Source organism: Methylobacterium crusticola (assembly GCF_003574465.1).
In the GTDB taxonomy this organism is placed as follows: Bacteria; Pseudomonadota; Alphaproteobacteria; order Rhizobiales; family Beijerinckiaceae; genus Methylobacterium; species Methylobacterium crusticola.
The window spans coordinates 1-20,366 of record NZ_QOWC01000154.1; the positions used below are offsets into that span (position 1 = coordinate 1).

A 20,366-nucleotide genomic window follows, 5' to 3' on the forward strand; every position below is an offset into this window, starting at 1 on the left:
CGGCCGGGCACGGGCGGGCCGCCCCGGGGCGGCCGGGCGGCGCCGGCCCGGGGCGCGTCGTGCGGCGTTCGGAATGCTTGCTTTCCGGGAGCGCTGCCGCCAATCAGACCCCCGCCGCGGCCTCGTCCGGACCGTGGTCCCGCAAGGCTCCGGAGTGCCCGATGGTCCAGATCACCTACGTCGACGCCGCAGGCACGCCCCGCACCGTGAGGGGCGAGGTCGGCTCGACCGTGATGGAGACCGCGATCCGCAACAACGTGCCGGGCATCGACGCCGAGTGCGGCGGCGCCTGCGCCTGCGCCACCTGCCACGTCTACGTCGGAGAGGCCTGGGAGGAGGCGGTGGGGCCGGCCGAGCCGATGGAGCAGGACATGCTCGACTTCGCCTCGGACGTGCGGCCGAACTCCCGCCTCTCCTGCCAGATCCGGATCAAGCCCGAGCTCGAGGGCCTCACCGTCACGACGCCCGCCCGCCAGGGCTGAGGCGCCCCCACGGCACCGTCCGCGCCAGGCGCCTCGCGGCCCGCCGGACCCAGCGCGGCCGCTCCAGCACCCGGGCGAGCCCGAGCGCGATCCCCTCGATGGCGGCGAGCGCCGCGATCCCCGCCGCGACCCGCAGGGCCGGGCCCGGCCGCCACGGCGCCAGGGCGGCGGCCGCGAGGATCAGCAGGGGCATGTGCAGCACGTAGAGCGTGTAGGCGAAGCGCCCGAGCCCGGCGAGGCGCGCGAGCGCGCGCCCGAGCGGACCCTCGGGCCCGGTGAGGTCGAGGAGGAGGGCGGCGACGCCGATCCCGATCGCGACGTGGACGAGCGTGGCGGGGAGCGCCGGCGCCGGGGCGAGGAGCGCCTCCGGGCCGAGGATCACGGGCGCCAGGACCGCCGGCAGGAGCGCCAGGAGCGCAGCCAGGCCCCCGAGGGCGAGGCGCGGGCCGGGCGGGGCTTGCAGGGGCGGGGCTTGCAGGGGCGGGGCTTGCAGGGGCGGGGCTTGCAGGGGCGGGGCTTGCCGGGGCGGGGCTTGCCGGGATGGCGCTTGGCGGAGCAGGGCGGCGGCGGCGCCGGCCGCGAACAGCCCGAGGGCCGCGAGGCCGAAGCTGAGGCGCGCCGCCAGGGCGGCGCCCGCGAGGGCGGCGGCGAGGAGCGCCGCGAGCCGGCCCGGGCCGCGGCCGAGGGCCGCCACGGCGAGGCAGGCCGACAGGATGTAGAGCGCCACCTCGAGCCGCAGGCTCCAGATCGGCCCGTTGAGCAGGTTGTGCGGATCGGTGGTGCGGTAGCTGAGCGTGACGGCGCGCAGGAGCGCCGCCGGGGTGACGGACAGGTCGACGCCCGCGAGCGCGGCCGGCGGCGCCAGCCACGGCCCGGCGAGGAGGCCCGCGACCCCGGCCGCGACCGCCACCGAGGCGAGGTAGGGCGGCCCGATCCGCGCCGCCCGGTGGCCCGCGAAGGCGACGGGATCGAAGCCCGGCGGCGTGGCGCGGGCCCGCAGGATCGCGAGGGCGATCACGAATCCGCTGAGCACGAAGAACGCCACCACGGCGAGGCGCGCGCCCCAGCCGAGGGCGGCGCGCCAGAGGGCCGGCGCCTCGGGCCAGAACACCGCCGCCGCGTGGGCGGCGAGCACGACCTGCGCGGCGAGGCCCCGCAGCCCGTCGAGGGCGGCGGGCGCGAGCTTGTGCGGGGTCTCGCTCGCGGGCGGCGAGCGCCGGGCGTGCATGCTGGGCGGCCTCCGGGCGGCCGCGCGCCGCCCGGCGCCACGAGAGCCAGACGGTTCCGGCGAAACTGCGGCCGGCGCGCGGTTCTCCGCAGGCTCCGGGCGTCCCGCGGGCCCGCGTCAGCCGCCCTCGAGCAGCACCCGCTCACGGTGCGCCGGTCGCTGCTCGAGGTCCTTGATGTTGCCCCATCGCCTGCGACGACCCGGTATCCGCTTCGTCGGAACATGCTCTTCAGGCGGGCGGGGACGCCGTCAGCGCACCAGCGCCCGCGCGGCGCCGTCGATGCCCTCGAGGGTCAGGGGGAACATCCGGTCGGCGAAGAGCCGGCGGATCATCGTGATCGACTGGGTGTAGCCCCACTGCGCCTGCGGCACCGGGTTGAGCCAGGCCGCCCTGGGGAAGTGGTCGAGCACCCGGCCGAGCCAGACCTGCCCGGCCTCCTCGTTCCAGTGCTCCACCGAGCCGCCCGGCATCGCGATCTCGTAGGGCGACATGGAGGCGTCCCCCACGAACACCACCCGGTAATCGGACGGGTAGGTGCGGATCACGTCGAGGAGCGGCGTGGCCTCGGTGTGGCGCCGGCGGTTCTCCTTCCAGACCGTCTCGTAGAGGCAGTTGTGAAAGTAGAAGTGCTCGAAGTGCTTGAACTCGGAGCGGGCGGCGGAGAACAGTTCCTCGGCGAGCTCGACGTGCCAGTCCATCGAGCCGCCGACATCGAGGAACAGCAGCACCTTGACGGCGTTGCGGCGCTCCGGGCGCAGGCGCAGGTCGAGGTAGCCGCTCCTGGCGGTCTCCCGGATGGTGCCGTCGAGGTCGAGCTCCTCGGCCGCCCCGGTGCGGGCGAAGCGGCGAAGGCGCCGCAGCGCGAGGCGCATGGTGCGCGAGCCGAGCTCCGCCGAATCGTCGAGATCCTTGAAGGTGCGCTGGTCCCAGACCTTCACGGCCCGGAAGTTCCGGTTGCCGTCCTGGCCGATGCGGACCCCCTCGGGGTTGTAGCCGTAGGCCCCGAACGGCGAGGTGCCGGCCGTGCCGATCCACTTCGAGCCGCCCTGGTGGCGCCCCTGCTGCTCGGCGAGGCGCTCCCGGAGGGTCTCGAACAGCTTGTCCCAGCCGAGCGCCTGGAGCTGGCGCCGCTCCTCCTCGGTCAGGTGCTTCTCCGCGAGCTTGCGCAGCCACTCCTCCGGGATCCCCTGCGGCTCCACGGCCTCGCCCAGGGAGGCGATCCCCTTGAAGACGCGGCCGAAGACCCGGTCGAACTTGTCGAGGTTGCGCTCGTCCTTCACGAGGGCCGCCCGCGACAGGTAGTAGAAGTCCTCGACGCGCTGGTCGGCGAGGTCGCGGTCGAGGGCGTCGAGCAGGGTCAGGTACTCGCGCAGCGAGACCGGGACCTTGGCGGCACGCAGTTCGGTGAAGAAGGTCAGCAGCATCCGCCGATCAACGCGCGCGGGCGGCCCCCGGGTCAAGCCCCTCCGCGGTCGGGCGCCGGCGTCCGGGCCCCCGGGCGCCCGTGATCAGGCCGCCGTCGGGGCGGCCGCGGGCAGGGGCCGGCGGGCCTCGCGGACGAGGTTCCAGACGATGCCCCCGATGATGAGGCCGGCCCCGAGGAAGAGCCAGGGGTCGAGGGGCTCGCCGTAGACGCGCCAGCCGACGAGCGCGATCAGCGGGATGCGCAGGAAGTCGAGCGGCATCACCAGGATGGCGTCGCCGCGCCGGTAGGCGCTCGTCAGGCACACGTGCGAGGTCAGGCCGGCGACGCAGACCACCGCCAGGGCGAGGCCGTGGTGGAGCGCGAAGGCGGCGGACGGCGCGGCCGGAAACAGCCGGCCGGCCGCGAGGTTGAGGGGGAGCTGGATCAGGTTCATCCAGAACAGGATCGACAGGATGCTCTCGGTCCGCGTCAGCATCTTGGTGGTGATGGCGGTGAGCGCGAAGGCGAGGGCGGCCGCCAGCACCACCAGGCTCGCGGGCTGGAGGGCCTCGACCCCCGGCCGCAGGATCACCACCACGCCGAGGAAGCCCAGGGCCACGGCGGCGGCCCGGCTCGCGGTCAGGCGCTCGCGCAGGATCAGCACGGCGAGGAGCGTCACCCAGGCCGGCGTGGTGAATTCGAGGGCGAACACCGCCGCGAGGGGCAGGAGCGTCACCCCGAGCGACCAGGCGTAGTTGCCGACCCAGTGGACGAGGTTGCGGGCGAGGTGCAGCGGCAGGCGCCGGGCCGCCACCGGCCGGCGGCGCAGGGCGGCGAGGAGGCCGATGATCGCGATGCCGGCAGCCGCCCGCGCCGCCAGCATGTCGAACAGGCCGAGGGCCGGCGCGAGCTCCCGCACCGCGAGGGCGGTGGCCGAGAACGACAGCAGGGCGCCCGCCATCCAGAGGACGACGGCGACGAGGTCGGGGAGCGCGCGCACGGCCGTCAGGGCCAGCGCACCGTCGGCGGCATGGAGGAGAGGATCGACGCGACGTTGCCGCCGGTGCGCAGCCCGAAGATGGTGCCGCGGTCGTAGAGCAGATTGAACTCGACGTAGCGCCCGCGCCGCACCTGCTGCTCGTGCCGGTCGGCCTCGGTCCAGGGCGTGGCGAGGTTGCGCCGGACGATGCGCGGGTAGGCCTCCAGGAAGGCCTCGCCCACCTCCCGCGTCAGCGCGAGGTCGGCCTGCGGGTCGCCGGTCCAGTGGTAGTCGTAGAAGATGCCGCCGATGCCCCGGGGCTCGCCGCGGTGCTTGAGGTGGAAGTACTCGTCGCACCAGGCCTTGTAGCGGGCGTAGTCGGCTCCCGGGTGCCGGTCGCAGGCCTGCTCGAGGGCGGCGTGGAACGCGACGGCGTCCGGGTCGTCCTGGGTGCGGCGCCGGTCGAGGACGGGCGTGAGGTCGGCCCCGCCGCCGAACCAGGCCTTCGTGGTCACCACGAAGCGGGTGTTCATGTGCACGGTCGGCACGTGCGGGTTCCACGGATGCGCGATCAGCGACAGGCCGGTGGCGTAGAAGCGCGGATCCTCGGCGGCGCCCGGGATCTGGCCGCGGAACTCCGGCGCGAACTCGCCGTGCACCGCCGAGACGTGCACCCCGGCCTTCTCGAAGACCCGCCCGCGCAGCATCGCCATGGTGCCGCCGCCGCCGGGGCCGCCCGCGTGGTCGGTGCGCTCCCAGGGCGTGCGCTCGAAGCGGCCGGGGACCTCGGTCTCGCGCGGGAACGGCCCGGCGGCCTCCGCCTCGATCGCCTCGAGCGCGGCGCAGATGCGGTCGCGCAGGTGCGAGAACCAGGCGGTTGCCTCGCTCTTGAGCGCGGTGATGTCGGGAGAGGCAGCGTCCATGGCCGCCCTCATCCCATACCGGCGCCCCGCGGCCAAGACCCCGCGAGCCAAGACCCCGCGAGCCAAGACCCCGCGGCCGGCGCCTCACGGCGCCCCGGTCTGGCGCAGGGCCTCGCCCAGGATCATCCCGGCCGCCACCGCGACGTTGAGGGAGCGCAGGCCCGCCCGCATCGGGATCACCACCCGGGCCTCGGCGGCGGCGTGGACCGCCTCCGGCACCCCGGCCGATTCGCGCCCCACCATCAGGCAGTCGCCGTCCCGGAAGCCGAAGGCCGTGTAGGGCACGGCGCCCGCCGTGGTGGCCAGCACCAGCCGCGTCCCGGTCCCCCGGCGCCAGGCCTCGAAGGCCGCGAAGGAGCGGTGGCGGGTGACGGCCACGTGGTCGAGGTAGTCGAGCCCGGAGCGGCGCAGGTGGCGGTCGGAGACGTCGAACCCCGCCGGCTCGACGACCTCGACCGCGACGCCCAGGCAGGCGGCGAGGCGCAGCATCGTCCCGGTGTTCTGGGGGATGTCGGGCTGGTAGAGGGCGAGGCGGAGCATGGGCTGCGGCATCGCCCCCCGGTTGGCGGCGCGTCAAGGCGGAATACCTGAGGGCGGTGGCGCGCGCCGCAGCCGCGCCCCGTCGCGACACCGGCTGCCGCGCCGTCGGCACCACGCCCCACCCCTGCCCAAGGCCCGGACGCCCTTCATGTTCCTCGACTGGCTCGAGCGCCGCATCGACCCCTTCGCCTCCTTCGACGAGGAGCGCCGGCCGCCCGGCACCGTCATGGGCTTCGCCGGGTTCTACCTGCGCCCGGTGCGCGGCGCCCTGGTGGTGCTGTTCTTCGTCGGGCTCGCGGCCGGCTCCGTCGAGGCCTCGCTCTACCTGCTCATGGGCTGGTTCGTGGACATCCTGGCGAAGTCCAGGCCCGAGACGCTCTGGGCCGAGCACGGCACCGGCCTGGCGCTCGCGGCGGCCCTGGTGCTGGTGGTGCGCCCGGCCCTGTCCTGGCTGCACGAGGCGCTGTCGAACCAGCTCGTGGTGCCCCAGACCACCAGCCTGATCCGCTGGCGCACCCACCTCTACACGCTGGGCCACGCGCTCTCGTACTTCCAGGCCGACTTCGCCGGGCGGCTCGCCAACCGGGTGACGCAGGTCGGCGTGGCGGTGCGCGAGCTCGCGGTCGTGTTCATCGACACCCTGCTCTACGTGGCGATCTTCGCCGTCACGGCCGTCGGGCTGTTCGGCGCCATCAGCGTCTGGCTCGTCCTGCCGGTGGCGCTCTGGATCGTGGCCTACGGGCTGCTGACGGCCTACTTCGTGCCCCGGGCCCGGGCCCGCTCGCTCAAGGTCGCCGATTCGCGCTCGGCCCTCATCGGCCGCATCGTCGACAGCTACACCAACATCCTGACCGTCAAGCTCTTCGCCCGCGACCGGGAGGAGCGCTCGGCGGTGCGGGAGGCCACCGTCGCCCACACCGACGCCTACCTGCACTCGTTCCGGCTCATCACCGCCACCACGGGGCTGCTCGCGCTCCTCAACAGCGTGCTGATCGTCGCGACCGCGGGCGCGGTTCTGGCCCTGTGGTCGCGGGGCCAGATGACCACCGGCGAGGGGGCGGCCGGCCTCGCCCTGACCCTGCGCCTGATCGCCATGTCGGGCTGGGTGATGCAGACCGTGCGCGGCCTGTTCGAGAATGTCGGCGTGGTCCAGGAGAGCATGCAGACCATCGCCCGCCCGCACGAGGTCACCGACCGGGCGGGCGCCGCGGACCTCGCGGTCGCCGGCGGCGAGATCCGCTTCGAGGCCGTGAGCTTCCACTACGGGCGCGAGGATGCCGGGATCATCGAGGGCCTGAACCTGCGGATCGCGCCGGGCGAGCGGGTCGGCCTCGTCGGCACGAGCGGCGCCGGCAAGACCACCCTGACCTCGCTGCTCCTGCGCCTGCACGACCTCGAGGACGGCCGGATCCTGATCGACGGCCAGGACATCGCGGGCGTCACCCAAGTCTCCCTGCGCCGGCAGATCGCGGTGGTGACGCAGGACACCTCGCTCCTGCACCGCTCGATCCGCGAGAACATCGCGTACGGCCGCGAGGAGGCCGGCGAGGAGGCGATCGTGGCGGCGGCCCGCGCCGCCCACGCCGACGCCTTCATCCGGGAGCTCACCGACCACCGCGGCCGCACGGGCTACGACGCCCAGGTCGGCGAGCGCGGCGTCAAGCTCTCCGGCGGCCAGCGCCAGCGCGTCGCCATCGCGCGGGTGATCCTCAAGGACGCGCCGATCCTGATCCTCGACGAGGCCACCTCGGCCCTCGACTCCGAGGTCGAGGCGGCGATCCAGGGCTCGCTCGACACCCTGATGCGGGGCAAGACCGTGCTGGCCATCGCCCACCGGCTCTCGACCATCGCGGCCCTCGACCGGCTGGTGGTGCTCGACCGCGGCCGCATCGTCGAGGAGGGCCGCCACCAGGACCTCGTGCGCGCTGGCGGCCTCTACGCCCGCCTGTGGGCGCGCCAGTCGGGCGGCTTCCTCGGAGGCGGCGACGGGCGGGCGCAGGCGGCCGAGTGACCCCGCGGCGCGCCGCCCGGAGAGCGCCGCGCCGCGCGGGGAGGGCCGCGCCGCCGGGAGCGCGCCTACTGGGCGTTGCGGAACGGCTCAAACTTGGTCAGGCCGCGCAGGAGCTGGCCCAGGAAGGCCTGCTCGCCGCCGCTCGTCGGGGTGGTGCGCGAGATGAAGTCGAACACCCGGCCGTCCTGCTGGCCGTAGAGGGCCACGCGCTCGACCTTGAAGCCGGCGTTGAAGTAGACCGCGAGCACGCGCTGGTCCTCCGGCCGCTCGCCCATGAACATCACGGTGCGCCGGGTGTTCTGGCTGATGTAGTACCAGGACTTGTTGCCGACGGTGGAGACCGTGGAGGGCGTGCCGAGGAGCTGGAGCACCTGCTCGGCGCTGGCGCCGGGCTTGACCTGGGCCACCGCGGCGTCGTCGATGATGTAGCCGTGCCGGAATTCTTCGCCGATCACGCAACCCGCGACGGTCAGGCCGAGGAGGCCGGCCGCGGCAAGGCGAAGGATCGGCGGGGTGAAGCGGCGCAGCATCGGGACCTCGGAGGAACGCAGGCGGGACGGCGGCCTTGCGCCGGGACCGACCGCTGCCGTACCCCGGGGTTGTGGCGTTGGCAAGGCACGGCCAAGGTTCCGCCGGGAGCCGCCGGGCCGCCCCGGCGGGCGCGGCCCGGCCGGCCCGCGCACGCACCGGCGCGGAGACGGGCGGGGGCCTCCATGGGCCGGGAACGCGGCGCGATATCAGGATGTTGCACAGATTCTCTCGCGCAGGGCGCGAGGAGGCGCACGAGGGCGAACCCGCGATGATCCGAAACCTCTTCCGCCGCGAGGATGCGCGCCGACGCGCCATCGAGGCGTTGCACATCCGCATCAACGCGGCGGCGCGCGTGCCGGCCCTCTACCTCGACCTCGGCGTGCCGGACACCGTGGAGGGCCGCTTCGAGGCCCTGTGCCTGCACGTCTGGCTGGTGCTGCGCCACCTGCGCCGGCTGCCGGCGCCGGCCGCCGACGTGGCGCAGGACCTCGTCAACTCGGTCTTCGCCCAGCTCGACTCGTCGCTGCGCGAGCTCGGCGTCGGCGACATGGGCGTCGCCAAGCGGATGAAGAAGCTGGCGCAGGCCTTCTACGGCCGGGCCGCCGCCCACGACGCCGCCCTCGACGCCGGCGACCGGCCCGCGCTCGCCGCGGCCCTCGCCCGCAACGTGCTCGGCCGGGACGAGCCGGCGGCGGCCGGGGGCCTCGCCGCCTACGTGGCGGCGGCGGACGCCGCGCTCGCCGGGGTGGGCCTCGACGCGATGATGGCGGAGGGCCCGCTCCTGCCCGATCCGGCGGCCTTCGCGGCGCGGGCCGGAGCCTGAGTATCGGCCCGCGCGGCGCGGGCCGGAGCCTGAGCGTCGGCCCGCGCGGGGCCGGGCCGGAGCTTAGAGCCTCGGCCCGCGCGCGGCGTGGGCCGGGGCTTCGATAACGGCCCGGCGCAGAGGATCGCGGCGGGCGGGAGGCCTTGCGAGGGCGCGGGGCGAAGGACCAGATGGGGGGAGCGGGCCCGGGGACGGGCGCCGGCCCACGCCGCGGCCCGCGGCGGGCCCGGCCGGGGAGGAGCTTCGGCAGCAGGCAGCCCCCGGCGGAGCGTCCGATCCCCCGTCCTTCGCCGCCCCTCACTCGCACCAAGGAGCCCCGCATGACGCCCGACACCGTCGGCCCGTTCTCCCGCCCGATCCCGGCCGAGCGCACCCTGAGGGCCGGGCAGCCGGTCGTCGTGGAGGCCAACGCCGAGGAGCGCGAGGCGCTCGCCCGGGATTTCGGGCTGGTGGCGATCCACCGCCTCGTCGGGCAGTTCCGCCTGAGCGGCTCGCTGCACCGCCTGCAGGTGACCGGCACGATCGAGGCCGCCGTGACCCAGACCTGCGTGGTGACCCTCGAGCCCTTCGACACCGTCGTGACCGAGGCCGTCGACGTCGACTTCGCCGACCGGGACGCCTTCGCGGGCACGGCGGCCGAGGACGCCGAGATCCCCGACCCGATCGTGAACGGCCGCATCGACCTCGGCAGCCTCGCGGGTGAGTTCCTGGCGCTCGGCCTCGACCCCTATCCGCGCAAGGACGGCGTGGCCTTCGAGCCGCCCGCCGAGGGCGCGCCCGAGACCGCCCTCTCGGGCCTCGGGGCGCTCAAGGGCGGCGCCCCCTGAGGCGACGGCGGCGGGCCGGCGCAGAATTCGTTTGCGGCCGGGCGCCGGGTCGCTATTTTCCGCCCCGCCGCGGCGCCCCTGCCCATCCGGCGCCGCCGAGAGGGTCCTCGACGTCCCCATGTCACACAGAGTGCGCATCTCGCTCGACGCGATGGGCGGCGACCACGGCCCGTCGACGGTCGTGCCCGGTGCGGCCATCGCCCGCGAGCGCCACCCCGAGACGACCTTCCTGCTGTTCGGCGACGAGGCGGTGCTCGCCCCCCTGGTGGCGGCCGAGCCGCGCCTGACGGGGGCGGTCGAGATCCGCCACAGCGCGGTCGCCGTCGGCATGGACGAGAAGCCGAGCCAGGCGGTGCGCTCCGGGCGCGGCAAGTCGTCGATGTGGCAGGCGATCCAGGCGGTGCGCGACGGCGAGGCCGACGCCGCGGTCTCGGCCGGCAACACCGGCGCCCTGATGGCGATGGCCAAGATCTGCCTCAAGACCATGGCGCATATCGAGCGCCCGGCCATCGCCTGCCTGTGGCCGACGGTGCGGGGCGAGAGCGTGGTGCTCGATGTCGGCGCCACCATCGGCACGGATGCGGCCCACCTCGTCGACATGGCGGTGATGGGCGCCGCCATGGCGCGCATCGTGTTCGACCTCGACCGGCCGACCGTGGGGCTCCTCAACGTCGGCACCGAGGAGATGAAGGGCAACGAGGCCGTGAAGGAGGCCGCGCGCCTCCTGCGCCAGTCCGACCTCGCCGGCCTGAGCTACCACGGCTTCGTCGAGGGCACCGACCTCGGCCGCGGCACCGTCGACGTGGTGGTGACCGAGGGCTTCACCGGCAACATCGCCCTCAAGACCGCCGAGGGAACCGCCAAGCAGATCGCCGCGTACCTCAAGGGCGCGATGGGCCGGACCCTGATGGCGAAGATCGGCTACCTGTTCGCCCGCGGCGCCTTCGAGGCGCTGCGCGAGAAGATGAACCCGAGCCGGGCCAACGGCGGCGTCTTCCTCGGGCTCGAAGGCATCGTGATCAAGAGCCACGGCTCGGAGGACGCGCACGGCTTCGCCAGCGCCATCGACATCGCCCACGACATGGCCCGCCACGACCTGATGCGGACGATCCGGGAGATGCTCGACGCGACGCAGGCCCAGGCGTCGGCGTGAGGGAGGACCCCGCATCCATGACCCGCCTTCGCTCCGTGGTGCGGGGCTGCGGCTCCTATCTTCCCCGCACCGTCGTCAGCAACGACGACCTCGCGGCCCGCGTCGAGACCTCGGACGAGTGGATCGTCCAGCGCACCGGCATCCGCCAGCGCCACATCGCGGAGCCCGACGAGACCACCTCGGTGCTCGGCATCAGGGCGGCCGAGGCGGCCCTGCGCGACGCCGACGTCGACCCCGCCACCATCGACCTCGTGGTCTGCGCCACCTCGACGCCCGACCACACCTTCCCGTCGACCGCGACGCAGATCCAGGCCGGGCTCGGCATCGGGGGCGGCGCGGCCTTCGACCTCCAGGCGGTCTGCGCCGGCTTCGTCTACGGCGTCGCCACGGCCGACAAGTTCCTGACGACGGGGAGCGCCCGGCGCGCCCTGGTGGTCGGCGCCGAGACCTTCTCGCGGCTGCTCGACTGGGAGGACCGCACCACCTGCGTACTGTTCGGGGACGGCGCCGGCGCGCTGGTGCTGGAGGCGCAGCCCGGCGAGGGCCACGCGGGCGACCGCGGCGTGCTGACGAGCCACCTGCGCTCGGACGGGCGCCACCGGGAGAAGCTCTACGTCGACGGCGGGCCGGGCTCGACCGGCACCACCGGCAAGCTGCGCATGGTCGGCAAGGAGGTGTTCCGCTTCGCGGTCGGCTCCGTGACCGACGTGGTGGCGGACGCCTTCGCGGCCACCGGCACCACGGCGGACGACCTCGACTGGTTCGTGCCCCACCAGGCCAACCGCCGCATCATCGAGGCCTCCGCGGACAAGCTCGGCATCGCCCGCGACAAGGTGGTCCTCACGGTCGACCGGCACGGCAACACCTCGGCGGCCTCGATCCCGCTCGCCCTCGACGCCGCCTGCCGGGACGGCCGCATCCGGCGCGGCGACCTCGTGATGATCGAGGCGATCGGCGGCGGCTTCACCTGGGGCAGCGCGCTGATCCGCTGGTAGGCGGCCCCGGCGGCAGAAAGCACGGGGGTTGCGGCCCCGGCCGGTTGACCCGGCAGGCGACGCAGATTAGCGTGCGCGATCATAGACATACGACTTTCGCGAATCAGCCGCCTGGGGAGCAGCACGATGGCAGGCAAGACGGTCACGCGGGCCGATCTGAGCGAGGCCGTCTACCAGCGGGTCGGCCTGTCGCGGACGGAATCCGCCGCCCTGGTGGAGACGGTGCTGTCGGAGATCTGCGGCTGCCTGGCCTCGGGCGAGACCGTGAAGCTGTCCTCCTTCGGCTCCTTCGTGGTGCGCGGCAAGGGCAAGCGCGTCGGCCGCAACCCGAAGACCGGCGTCGAGGTGGCGATCGAGCCGCGGCGCGTCATGGTGTTCAAGCCCTCGAACGTGCTCAAGGCCCGCATCAACGGCGGCCAGGCGCACGACGAGGACGACGAGGAGGCCTAGAGCGGGCCGGGGATAGGGCCTCCGACGCATGACGGTGCCGGCGATGCAGGACGGGCCGGGCGGCGAGAAGGCGGCCGACGCCTTTCGGACCATCAGCGAGGTGGCGGAGGATCTCGACCTGCCCCAGCACGTGCTGCGGTTCTGGGAGACGCGCTTCACCCAGGTCCGCCCACTCAAGCGCGGCGGCAACCGGCGCTACTACCGCCCGGACGACGTCGACCTGGTCCGGGGCATCCGGCAGCTCCTCTACGGCCAGGGCTACACGATCCGGGGCGCGCAGCGCATCCTGCGCGAGCGCGGCATGCGGTTCGTCCAGGCGGTCGGGCGGGGCGAGCAGGCCGCCCCGGCCTTCCTGGAGGCCGAGCCGGAGCCCGAGGCCGGAGCGCCGGGCCCGGCCCTGAGCCAGGCCGACCGGGCCCTGCTGCACGCCGCCCTCGACGACCTGCGCGCCTGCCGGCGGCGGCTGCAGGCCCTGCGGCCGGCCGCCGTCCCGGCGGAGCCCGCCGCCTCCCCGGGCGTCGCCGGGGTGGTGCCCGGGGAGACGGCCTGACCGGGCGCCGCCGCCCGGCCTCGCCGGCCGGCGGGAAAAAACGCGCGCCTGTCAGAACCAGGGGGCCGGGCGCTGCGTTACGGGCTCATGGCCGAGCCGCGCCGCCACGCTTCCCCGACCACCGAGCTCATCGCCCGGTTGATGCGGGTCGTGCGCACCTGCCCCGAGGCGACCGCCGACGTGCTCGAGCTCGTGCTCCTGGTGAGCCAGGTCGAGGCCATCACGGCCGTCGACCGCGACTACCGCGACGCCAGGCGGGTGATCGCGCGCCTGCGCCATCCGCTCTGGGACATGACGCCGGACCAGCGCGAGACCCTGCGGCGGGCCGCCGACACGATCCGGGACGCCTGCCGGCTGCGCGAGAGCGACATCCCGTCCGACCCGATCGGGGACGCGGGCGAGCGCGGGCGCATCGAGCAGGGGCTCGCCGCGGCGCTGGCGGGCGAGTTCACCCCCGCCCAGGTCGCCCGCGTGACCGGGGCCGTGATGGCGGTGCTGCAGGCGGCCGCGGACGGGACGCGGGACTGAGGAGGGGGCGATGTTCGGCGACTATCCGGTCGAGGGCCGGGGCTACTGGATCTGGATCGGCGGGGTGGCCCTGCTCGGGCTGTTCAACCTGTTCGTCATGCTGGTCCTGCACTGACCCGGGCCCCCTTTGCCCCCCCGGCGCCCGCGATCCCTCCCGGGGCAGCCCTCGACGCCGCGGGGCGCGCTCCCCACATCGGGCCGGCCATCCTCGGGGAGCCACACCACGATGCCCTGCCGTATCCGCCCGACCCTCGCGGTCGCCGCCGTCCTGCTCGCCGGCGCCGCCCTCCTGCCGGACGCCCTCGCCCCGGCCGCCCTCGCCCAGGCGGCCAAGACCCGCGAGCAAGCCGTCGCGCCCGGCAAGCAGGTCCGCCTCCTCGCCGTGCCGAACCTGAAGAAGGATTGCTCGCTCGGGCCCCAGCCCGAGCTGAAGGTCACGAGCCCGCCCAAGAACGGCGCCCTGATCCAGCGCACCACCAAGATGAAGACGCCGTCGGGCTACCGCTGCCCGAACGCCGAGGCCATCGTCCAGGCGCTGTTCTACGAGGGCAAGGCCGGCTACACCGGCGCCGACGAGGTCACGGTCGAGGTCAAGGGCGCCGACGGCATCGTCAGCACCCAGACCATCAAGATCACCGTGGGCGGCGCCGGCGGGGCCAAGAAGGACACCACGGACCTGTGACGGCGCCGGCCGCCCGGCCGCGAAACGAATCCGGAACACCCGCCCCCGGCGGGCGTTCCTCCGGCGATCCCCGGGGCAGGGCGGCCTCCTCCGGGGCCTGCGGAAAAACCCGCGACCGGCGTGTCCTTTTCGGCACAGGATCCCGGCCGTCAAGGCTTTCACATTGGCGCGCCTACGAGTTTCCGGCGCGGAACGGCATGCTCCTTGCCCGGCCCGGACCTCCCGGCCGGGGTCACCGCAGCCTCCGCACTCCTCCACCGTCGCCGCACTGCGACAAACATGGGGATATCGATTGCATCCGAGGCGGGACAGGATGATCCTGGCGATGTCGTGAGGGTCCGGAATGCCAATGCCGTCAGCGAGCGACCTCTTTCAAACCTTTGCACGAAGCTACGAATCGCGCCGCGATTCGGAACTGTCGTTGAGCGAGTATCTGGAAGCGTGCCGCGACAATCCTCTGATGTACGCGAGCGCACCCGAGCGCATCCTCGACGCTATCGGGAAGCCTGAGTTCGTCGACACGGCGCGGGATCCCCGGCTCGGGCGGGTATTCATGAACCGGACCATCCGGATCTACCCGGCCTTCTCCGAATTCTACGGCATGGAGGAGACGATCGAGCGGATCGTCTCGTTCTTCCGCCACGCCGCGCAAGGTCTCGAGGAACGCAAGCAGATCCTCTACCTGCTCGGTCCGGTCGGCGGCGGCAAGTCGTCCCTGGCCGAGCGGCTCAAGGCCCTGATGGAGGTGCACCCGATCTACGTGCTCAAGGCCGGCAACGAGCTGAGCCCGGTCTTCGAGAGCCCGCTGGTGCTGTTCGACCCGGAGAACCTCGGGCCGACGCTGGAGGAGCGCTACGGCGTGCCGCGGCGGCGCCTCACCGGCCTGATGAGCCCGTGGTGCCTCAAGCGGCTCGACGAGTTCGGCGGCGACATCTCCAAGTTCAAGGTCGTCAAGGTCAACCCGTCGCGCCTGCGCCAGGTCGGCATCGCCAAGACCGAGCCCGGCGACGAGAACAACCAGGACATCTCGTCCCTGGTCGGCAAGGTCGACATCCGCAAGCTCGAGACCCTGAGCCAGGCCGATCCCGACGCCTACTCCTACTCGGGCGGCCTCAACCGGGCGAACCAGGGCATCCTCGAGTTCGTCGAGATGTTCAAGGCGCCGATCAAGATGCTGCACCCCCTGCTCACCGCGACGCAGGAGGGCAACTACGTCGGCACCGAGAACATCGGGGCGATCCCGTTCTCGGGCATCATCCTGGCGCACTCGAACGAGGCCGAGTGGCAGAGCTTCAAGACCAACAAGAACAACGAAGCCTTCATCGACCGGATCTACGTGATCAAGGTGCCGTACTGCCTGCGGGTGACCGAGGAGCAGCGCATCTACGAGAAGCTGGTCTCGGGCTCCGAGCTCTCCCGGGCGCCCTGCGCGCCCGGCACGCTGGAGATGCTGGCGCGCTTCTCGGTGCTGTCGCGCCTGCGCGAGCACGCCAATTCCAACGTCTTCTCGAAGATGCGGGTCTACGACGGCGAATCCCTGCGCGAGGTCGATCCCCGCGCCCGCTCGATGCAGGAGTACAAGGACACCGCCGGCGTCGACGAGGGCATGGACGGGATCTCGACCCGCTTCGCCTTCAAGGTGATGGCCGCCACCTTCAACCACGACACCACCGAGGTCTCGGCCGACCCGGTCCACCTGATGTACGTGCTCGAGCAGTCCCTGCGCCGCGAGCAGCTTCCGCCGGAGATCGAGAAGCGCTACCTCGAGTTCATCAAGGGCGAGCTGGCGCCGCGCTACGCCGAGTTCATCGGCCACGAGATCCAGAAGGCCTACCTCGAGTCGTACCACGATTACGGCCAGAACCTGTTCGACCGCTACATCGACTACGCCGACGCCTGGATCGAGGACCAGGACTTCAAGGACCCGGAGACCGGCCAGCTCCTCAACCGCGAGCTCCTGAACCAGGAGCTGACCAAGATCGAGAAGCCGGCCGGCATCGCCAACCCGAAGGACTTCCGCAACGAGGTGGTGAAGTTCGCCCTGCGCTCGCGCGCCCAGCACGGCGGGCGCAACCCGTCCTGGACCTCCTACGAGAAGATCCGCGAGGTGATCGAGCGCCGGATGTTCAGCCAGGTCGAGGAGCTGCTGCCGGTGATCTCCTTCGGCTCGAAGAAGGACAGCGAGACCGAGAAGAAGCACGGCGAGTTCGTCGAGCGCATGCGCGACCGCGGCTACACCGAGCGTCAGGTCCGCCGGCTGGTCGAGTGGTACATGCGGGTCAAGCAGGCCGGCTAGCGCTCCCCGGCGCGGGGGGCGGTTCGCCGCGGACCCCGCGACCGGACCGAAGGCCCGGTGCCGGACCGAAGGCCCGGTGCCCCGGCGGTCTCGACCGGAACGGGCGCGGCGACCGCGGCACCGGCGCGGCCCGGGGCCGGATCCCGGCCGCGCGGGCGGGCGCCGCCGCATCGGGGCCGGCGCGCCGCCGGATCGGGGGCGGAGGCCCCCGGACGGGGTGCTGCGCGCCGCCCTCGCGGGAAGCGGTGGTCAGGACCGCGCGGTGCGGTATGATGGCGTGATCGGAAAGCGTAGAGCTGATGCACATTATCGATCGGCGCCTCAATCCGGGCGGCAAGAGCCTGGCGAACCGGCAGCGCTTCCTGCGCCGGGTGAAGGACGTCGCGCAGCGCGCCGTGCGCGAGGCCGCCCGGGACAAGGACATCCGGGACCTCGGCAAGGACGGCAACGTCACGGTGCCGGTCGACGGGGTGCGCGAGCCCAAGCTCACCCGCAACCCCTCCACGGGCGTGCAGGACCACATCCTCCCGGGCAACAAGACCTACGTCGAGGGCGACCTGATCGAGCGCCCGCCGGGGGGCGGCGCGGGCGGCGGGGGCGGGGGCCAGGCCGGCGACGGCGGGTCCGACAGCGAGGACTCGTTCCGCTTCGTCCTCACCCGCGAGGAGTTCCTCGAGCTCTTCCTCGAGGACCTCGAGCTCCCCGACCTCGCCAAGCGCCGGCTCGCCGTGGTCGAGACCGCGGCCCTGCGGCGGGCCGGCTACACGGTGACGGGCTCGCCCGCCAACCTGGCCCTGGGCCGGACCCTGCGCAACTCGCTCTCCCGCCGCATCGCGCTCAAGCGCCCGAAGGCCGCCGAGATGGCGGCCCTCGAGGAGGAGATCCGGGCGCTCGAGGAGAGCGACCCCGACGCCGCGATCCTCGACGAGCTGAAGGCCGAGCTGGAGCGGGTGCGCACCCGCAGCCAGCGCATCCCCTACGTCGACCCGATCGACCTGCGCTACCGGCGCTTCGAGCCCTATCCCCGGCCGGTGGCCCAGGCGGTGATGTTCTGCCTGATGGACGTCTCGGGCTCGATGACCGAGCACATGAAGGATTTGGCCAAGCGGTTCTACATCCTGCTGCACATCTTCCTGATCCGGCGCTACAAGCACGTCGAGATCGTCTTCATCCGCCACACCGACCACGCCAAGGAGGTGGACGAGGAGACCTTCTTCGGCTCGCGCGAGACCGGCGGCACCCTGGTCTCCTCGGCGCTGATCGAGATGAAGCGCATCATCGCCGAGCGCTACAGCCCCGAGGACTGGAACATCTACGCGGCCCAGGCCTCGGACGGCGACAACGTGTCGAGCGACGGGGCCACCTCGCAGGACCTGCTGCGCTCCGCGATCCTGCCGGCCTGCCAGTACTTCGCCTACCTGGAGGTCGGCGACGAGGGCGGCCCCCGGGCCGGCTTCGTCGAGCACCGCACCACGCTCTGGCGCACCTACGAGCCGGTCGCGAAGGCCAACTCGGTGCTCGCCATGCGCAAGGTCAACCACCGCCGCGACATCTACCCGGTCTTCCGCGAGCTGTTCGCCCGCAAGGCCGGGCAGGAGGCCGCCAGCCCCTGACGGGCCGCCCCGATCGCAGCGAGATCCCCCCGCGAGCCGCGACGAGGCGGCCCGCCCGACGAGACGAGAGGTCCGACGCCCGATGAGTCCAGCCACCCTCGGCGTGGCGCCGCGGCCCGCCAGCCCGGCCGTGATCACGGCCAACGAGCCGCTGTTCACCGGCAACGACTGGGACTTCGACACCATCCGGCGCATCCACGACGCCTGCGAGGCGATCGCCGGACGCGAGCTCGGCCTGAGCTGGTACCCGAACCAGATCGAGATCATCACGGCCGAGCAGATGCTCGACGCCTACGCGTCGATCGGCATGCCGCTGTTCTACAAGCACTGGTCGTTCGGCAAGCACTTCGCCCAGCACGAGGCCGGCTACCGCCGCGGCCTGATGGGGCTGGCCTACGAGATCGTCATCAACTCCGACCCGTGCATCTCCTACATCATGGAGGAGAACACGGCGACGATGCAGACCCTGGTGATCGCGCACGCCGCCTTCGGGCACAACCACTTCTTCAAGAACAACTACCTGTTCCGCCAGTGGACGGATGCCGAGGGCATCCTCGACTACCTCGACTTCGCCAAGCGCTACATCACGCGCTGCGAGGAGCGCTACGGCCACGGCGCCGTCGAGGCGGTGCTGGACGCCGCCCACGCCCTGATGAACCAGGGCGTCCACCGCTACCCGCGCAAGAAGCGCCCCGACCTCTCCTCCGAGCAGCGCCGCGAGCGCGAGCGCATGGAGCACCAGGAGAGGATGTACAACGACCTCTGGCGCACCCTGCCGGCCAAGACCAAGGCCGGCAAGGCCGACCCCAACGTCGAGCGCCGCCGCGCCCTCCTCGAGCTGCCCCAGGAGAACATCCTCTACTTCCTGGAGAAGGTGGCGCCGCGGCTGCAGCCCTGGCAGCGCGAGATCCTGCGCATCGTCCGCCACGTCGCCCAGTACTTCTACCCGCAGCGCCAGACCAAGGTGATGAACGAGGGCTGCGCCACCTACAACCACTACCGGATCATGACCCGGCTGAGCGAGACCGGGCAGATCGGCGAGGCGGCCTACCTCGAGTTCCTGCAGTCGCACACCAACGTGATCCGCCAGCCCACCTTCGACGACCGGCATTACGGCGGGCACAACCCCTACGCCATCGGCTTCGCCATGATGACGGACATCGCCCGCATCTGCACCGATCCGTCGGAGGAGGACCGGGCCTGGTTCCCGGACATCGCCGGCTCGGGCGACGCCATGGGGGTGCTGCGCGACGTCTGGGAGAACTACCGCGACGAGAGCTTCATCGCGCAGTTCCTCAGCCCGCGCCTGATGCGGCAGCTGCGCCTCTTCCACGTGATCGACGATCCCGACCAGCCGGAGCTGCGCGTCGAGGCGATCCACGACGAGCGCGGCTACCGGCGCCTGCGCCGCGCCTTCGCGCGCCAGTACGACGTGGCCTGGCTCGATCCCGACATCGAGGTGATCGACGTCGACCTCGAGGGCGACCGCCGCCTCATCGTCCACCACCGCGTGCTCAACCGCGTGCTCCTGAACAAGGACGACGCGGCCCGCGTGCTCCAGCACCTCGCCGACCTGTGGGGCTACGACGTGGTGCTGAAGGAGGTCGATCCCGCCTCCGGCACCGTGCTCAAGGAGCACATCGCCAGCGCGCGGCCGACCTTCTTCTGAGGCCGGGCGCCGCCCCGCCGGGGCGCCGCCCGCCGGGCGGATCCCGGCGCGGCCCGATCAGGTCGGCCGGGCCTCCCGGCGCACCTCCCGGGCGGCCTCGGCGCCGTAGCGCATCAGCAGGCCCGGCAGCGCCTCGGCCTCCGCCTGCGCGCCCCGGCCCGCGAGCTCCGCCCGCAGGCGCGCGACGAGGACCTCGTCCCGGTCCGGCCCGAGGCCGGCCTCGACGAGGCGCCGGATATAGGCCGCCGCCTCGTCCCCCGTGAGGGCGAGGCGCTCGCACATCCAGGCGCCGACGCGCTTGTTGCGCCGCGCGAGGGCGATGAACCGCAATTCCTCGTCGAGGGCGAACATCGCCTCGTAGGCCCGCTCACGCTCGTCGAATAGGGTCGTCATGGCACGCTCCCGCTCGCGACCCGCCCCCCCGCGGCCCGGAGCTTAGGCCGATCCGCCGCGAAGGCCAGCGCCGGCGCGGGCCGGGCCGTTCCCAAGGGCGTGAGCGCGCGCGAGCCCGTGACGGACCGCCGGTCCGTGACGGACCGGTGGGTGGCCCGTGACGGGCCGGCGGGAATCGCGCACAACGGCGGGATGACCTCTCGTCCCACGCGCCGCGCGCTCCTCGCCGCGGCGGCCGCGGCGCCGTCCGCGGCGGTCCCGGCCGCCCCGGCGGCGCCGGGCAGCGC

Annotated in this window: 20 protein-coding genes; 13 read left to right on the forward strand and 7 right to left on the reverse strand. The window is 73.2% G+C overall.

The genetic code is table 11. The features are described from left to right. Positions 1 to 161: 161 nt before the first annotated feature. Positions 162 to 482, forward strand: coding sequence for a 2Fe-2S iron-sulfur cluster-binding protein (locus tag DT057_RS27100; protein WP_128565205.1), 321 nt, complete (start codon positions 162 to 164; stop codon positions 480 to 482). Here DT057_RS27100 and DT057_RS27105 read toward each other — a convergent pair. The 5 genes from DT057_RS27105 to DT057_RS27125 all read right to left on the reverse strand — a co-directional run bounded on the left by DT057_RS27105 (position 457) and on the right by DT057_RS27125 (position 5,558). Continuing rightward, complete coding sequence (locus DT057_RS27105; protein ID WP_128565206.1) at positions 457 to 1,710, reverse strand: acyltransferase family protein; 1,254 nt, start codon at positions 1,708 to 1,710, stop codon at positions 457 to 459. The genes DT057_RS27100 and DT057_RS27105 overlap by 26 nt on opposite strands. A gap of 249 nt (positions 1,711 to 1,959) precedes the next feature. Beyond that, on the reverse strand, positions 1,960 to 3,135 hold the full coding sequence (locus DT057_RS27110; protein WP_128565207.1) for a vWA domain-containing protein: 1,176 nt from the start codon (positions 3,133 to 3,135) through the stop codon (positions 1,960 to 1,962). 84 nt (positions 3,136 to 3,219) lie between these two features. Continuing rightward, entirely contained in the window at positions 3,220 to 4,116 is an 897-nt protein-coding gene (locus DT057_RS27115) for a DMT family transporter (RefSeq protein ID WP_128565208.1), read from the reverse strand. Between the two features lie 5 nt (positions 4,117 to 4,121). Beyond that, complete coding sequence (hemF, locus tag DT057_RS27120) at positions 4,122 to 5,018, reverse strand: oxygen-dependent coproporphyrinogen oxidase (protein ID WP_203236389.1); 897 nt, start codon at positions 5,016 to 5,018, stop codon at positions 4,122 to 4,124. Positions 5,019 to 5,102: 84 nt separating this feature from the next. Then, a complete protein-coding gene (locus tag DT057_RS27125; RefSeq protein WP_128565210.1) occupies positions 5,103 to 5,558 on the reverse strand; it encodes a tRNA (cytidine(34)-2'-O)-methyltransferase in 456 nt (151 codons plus the stop codon). Between the two features lie 148 nt (positions 5,559 to 5,706). On the opposite strand from DT057_RS27125, the gene DT057_RS27130 reads away from it, so the two are divergent. Then, on the forward strand, positions 5,707 to 7,569 hold the full coding sequence (locus tag DT057_RS27130; protein ID WP_128565211.1) for an ABC transporter ATP-binding protein: 1,863 nt from the start codon (positions 5,707 to 5,709) through the stop codon (positions 7,567 to 7,569). Between the two features lie 65 nt (positions 7,570 to 7,634). Here the strand turns inward: DT057_RS27130 and DT057_RS27135 are convergent, their stop codons facing one another. Next, positions 7,635 to 8,099 carry an outer membrane protein assembly factor BamE gene (locus tag DT057_RS27135; protein WP_128565212.1) on the reverse strand — a complete coding sequence of 155 codons (465 nt, stop codon included), beginning with the start codon at positions 8,097 to 8,099 and terminating at the stop codon, positions 7,635 to 7,637. Between the two features lie 269 nt (positions 8,100 to 8,368). Here DT057_RS27135 and DT057_RS27140 point away from each other — a divergent pair, with 269 nt between their 5' ends. The 11 genes from DT057_RS27140 (at position 8,369) to DT057_RS27190 (ending at position 19,686) form a co-directional block, all read left to right on the forward strand. Then, the gene (locus tag DT057_RS27140) at positions 8,369 to 8,923 is read left to right on the forward strand and encodes a ubiquinol-cytochrome C chaperone family protein (RefSeq protein WP_128565213.1); all 555 of its coding nucleotides are present in this window, start codon (positions 8,369 to 8,371) and stop codon (positions 8,921 to 8,923) included. Positions 8,924 to 9,243: 320 nt separating this feature from the next. Continuing rightward, the gene (locus DT057_RS27145; protein ID WP_128565214.1) at positions 9,244 to 9,750 is read left to right on the forward strand and encodes a YceD family protein; all 507 of its coding nucleotides are present in this window, start codon (positions 9,244 to 9,246) and stop codon (positions 9,748 to 9,750) included. Between the two features lie 118 nt (positions 9,751 to 9,868). Continuing rightward, positions 9,869 to 10,903, forward strand: a complete 1,035-nt coding sequence (gene plsX, locus DT057_RS27150) for a phosphate acyltransferase PlsX (protein WP_128565215.1) — start codon at positions 9,869 to 9,871, stop codon at positions 10,901 to 10,903. A gap of 17 nt (positions 10,904 to 10,920) precedes the next feature. After that, positions 10,921 to 11,898 (forward strand): beta-ketoacyl-ACP synthase III, encoded by a 978-nt coding sequence (locus DT057_RS27155; protein WP_128565216.1) that lies wholly within the window; start codon positions 10,921 to 10,923, stop codon positions 11,896 to 11,898. A 126-nt stretch (positions 11,899 to 12,024) separates the two neighbouring features. Further along, a complete protein-coding gene (locus DT057_RS27160) occupies positions 12,025 to 12,348 on the forward strand; it encodes an integration host factor subunit alpha (RefSeq protein ID WP_128565217.1) in 324 nt (107 codons plus the stop codon). Positions 12,349 to 12,376: 28 nt separating this feature from the next. Continuing rightward, positions 12,377 to 12,898: a MerR family transcriptional regulator gene (locus DT057_RS27165; RefSeq protein ID WP_128565218.1), complete on the forward strand. Its 522-nt coding sequence runs from the start codon at positions 12,377 to 12,379 to the stop codon at positions 12,896 to 12,898. Between the two features lie 87 nt (positions 12,899 to 12,985). Further along, entirely contained in the window at positions 12,986 to 13,426 is a 441-nt protein-coding gene (locus tag DT057_RS27170; RefSeq protein WP_128565219.1) for a hypothetical protein, read from the forward strand. A gap of 226 nt (positions 13,427 to 13,652) precedes the next feature. Next, the gene (locus DT057_RS27175; protein WP_128565220.1) at positions 13,653 to 14,108 is read left to right on the forward strand and encodes a 4-aminobutyrate aminotransferase; all 456 of its coding nucleotides are present in this window, start codon (positions 13,653 to 13,655) and stop codon (positions 14,106 to 14,108) included. Positions 14,109 to 14,451: 343 nt separating this feature from the next. Continuing rightward, entirely contained in the window at positions 14,452 to 16,404 is a 1,953-nt protein-coding gene (locus DT057_RS27180) for a PrkA family serine protein kinase (RefSeq protein ID WP_128565221.1), read from the forward strand. A 299-nt stretch (positions 16,405 to 16,703) separates the two neighbouring features. Further along, positions 16,704 to 18,017: a YeaH/YhbH family protein gene (locus DT057_RS27185; protein WP_128565222.1), complete on the forward strand. Its 1,314-nt coding sequence runs from the start codon at positions 16,704 to 16,706 to the stop codon at positions 18,015 to 18,017. Positions 18,018 to 18,099: 82 nt separating this feature from the next. Further along, positions 18,100 to 19,686, forward strand: coding sequence for a SpoVR family protein (locus DT057_RS27190; protein ID WP_238314191.1), 1,587 nt, complete (start codon positions 18,100 to 18,102; stop codon positions 19,684 to 19,686). A gap of 57 nt (positions 19,687 to 19,743) precedes the next feature. On the opposite strand, the gene DT057_RS27195 is transcribed toward DT057_RS27190, so the two are convergent. Further along, positions 19,744 to 20,079 carry a DUF1476 domain-containing protein gene (locus tag DT057_RS27195; protein ID WP_128565223.1) on the reverse strand — a complete coding sequence of 112 codons (336 nt, stop codon included), beginning with the start codon at positions 20,077 to 20,079 and terminating at the stop codon, positions 19,744 to 19,746. Positions 20,080 to 20,366: the final 287 nt, after the last annotated feature.

Coding starts and splice junctions, on each gene's coding strand:
- DT057_RS27100 (WP_128565205.1), top strand. CDS start 162: ATGGTCCAGATCACCTACGTCGACGCCGCAGGCACGCCCCGCACCGTG.
- DT057_RS27105 (WP_128565206.1), bottom strand. CDS start 1,710: ATGCACGCCCGGCGCTCGCCGCCCGCGAGCGAGACCCCGCACAAGCTC.
- DT057_RS27110 (WP_128565207.1), bottom strand. CDS start 3,135: ATGCTGCTGACCTTCTTCACCGAACTGCGTGCCGCCAAGGTCCCGGTC.
- hemF (WP_203236389.1), bottom strand. CDS start 5,018: ATGGACGCTGCCTCTCCCGACATCACCGCGCTCAAGAGCGAGGCAACC.
- DT057_RS27125 (WP_128565210.1), bottom strand. CDS start 5,558: ATGCTCCGCCTCGCCCTCTACCAGCCCGACATCCCCCAGAACACCGGG.
- DT057_RS27130 (WP_128565211.1), top strand. CDS start 5,707: ATGTTCCTCGACTGGCTCGAGCGCCGCATCGACCCCTTCGCCTCCTTC.
- DT057_RS27135 (WP_128565212.1), bottom strand. CDS start 8,099: ATGCTGCGCCGCTTCACCCCGCCGATCCTTCGCCTTGCCGCGGCCGGC.
- DT057_RS27140 (WP_128565213.1), top strand. CDS start 8,369: ATGATCCGAAACCTCTTCCGCCGCGAGGATGCGCGCCGACGCGCCATC.
- DT057_RS27145 (WP_128565214.1), top strand. CDS start 9,244: ATGACGCCCGACACCGTCGGCCCGTTCTCCCGCCCGATCCCGGCCGAG.
- plsX (WP_128565215.1), top strand. CDS start 9,869: ATGTCACACAGAGTGCGCATCTCGCTCGACGCGATGGGCGGCGACCAC.
- DT057_RS27155 (WP_128565216.1), top strand. CDS start 10,921: ATGACCCGCCTTCGCTCCGTGGTGCGGGGCTGCGGCTCCTATCTTCCC.
- DT057_RS27160 (WP_128565217.1), top strand. CDS start 12,025: ATGGCAGGCAAGACGGTCACGCGGGCCGATCTGAGCGAGGCCGTCTAC.
- DT057_RS27165 (WP_128565218.1), top strand. CDS start 12,377: ATGACGGTGCCGGCGATGCAGGACGGGCCGGGCGGCGAGAAGGCGGCC.
- DT057_RS27170 (WP_128565219.1), top strand. CDS start 12,986: ATGGCCGAGCCGCGCCGCCACGCTTCCCCGACCACCGAGCTCATCGCC.
- DT057_RS27175 (WP_128565220.1), top strand. CDS start 13,653: ATGCCCTGCCGTATCCGCCCGACCCTCGCGGTCGCCGCCGTCCTGCTC.
- DT057_RS27180 (WP_128565221.1), top strand. CDS start 14,452: ATGCCAATGCCGTCAGCGAGCGACCTCTTTCAAACCTTTGCACGAAGC.
- DT057_RS27185 (WP_128565222.1), top strand. CDS start 16,704: ATGCACATTATCGATCGGCGCCTCAATCCGGGCGGCAAGAGCCTGGCG.
- DT057_RS27190 (WP_238314191.1), top strand. CDS start 18,100: ATGAGTCCAGCCACCCTCGGCGTGGCGCCGCGGCCCGCCAGCCCGGCC.
- DT057_RS27195 (WP_128565223.1), bottom strand. CDS start 20,079: ATGACGACCCTATTCGACGAGCGTGAGCGGGCCTACGAGGCGATGTTC.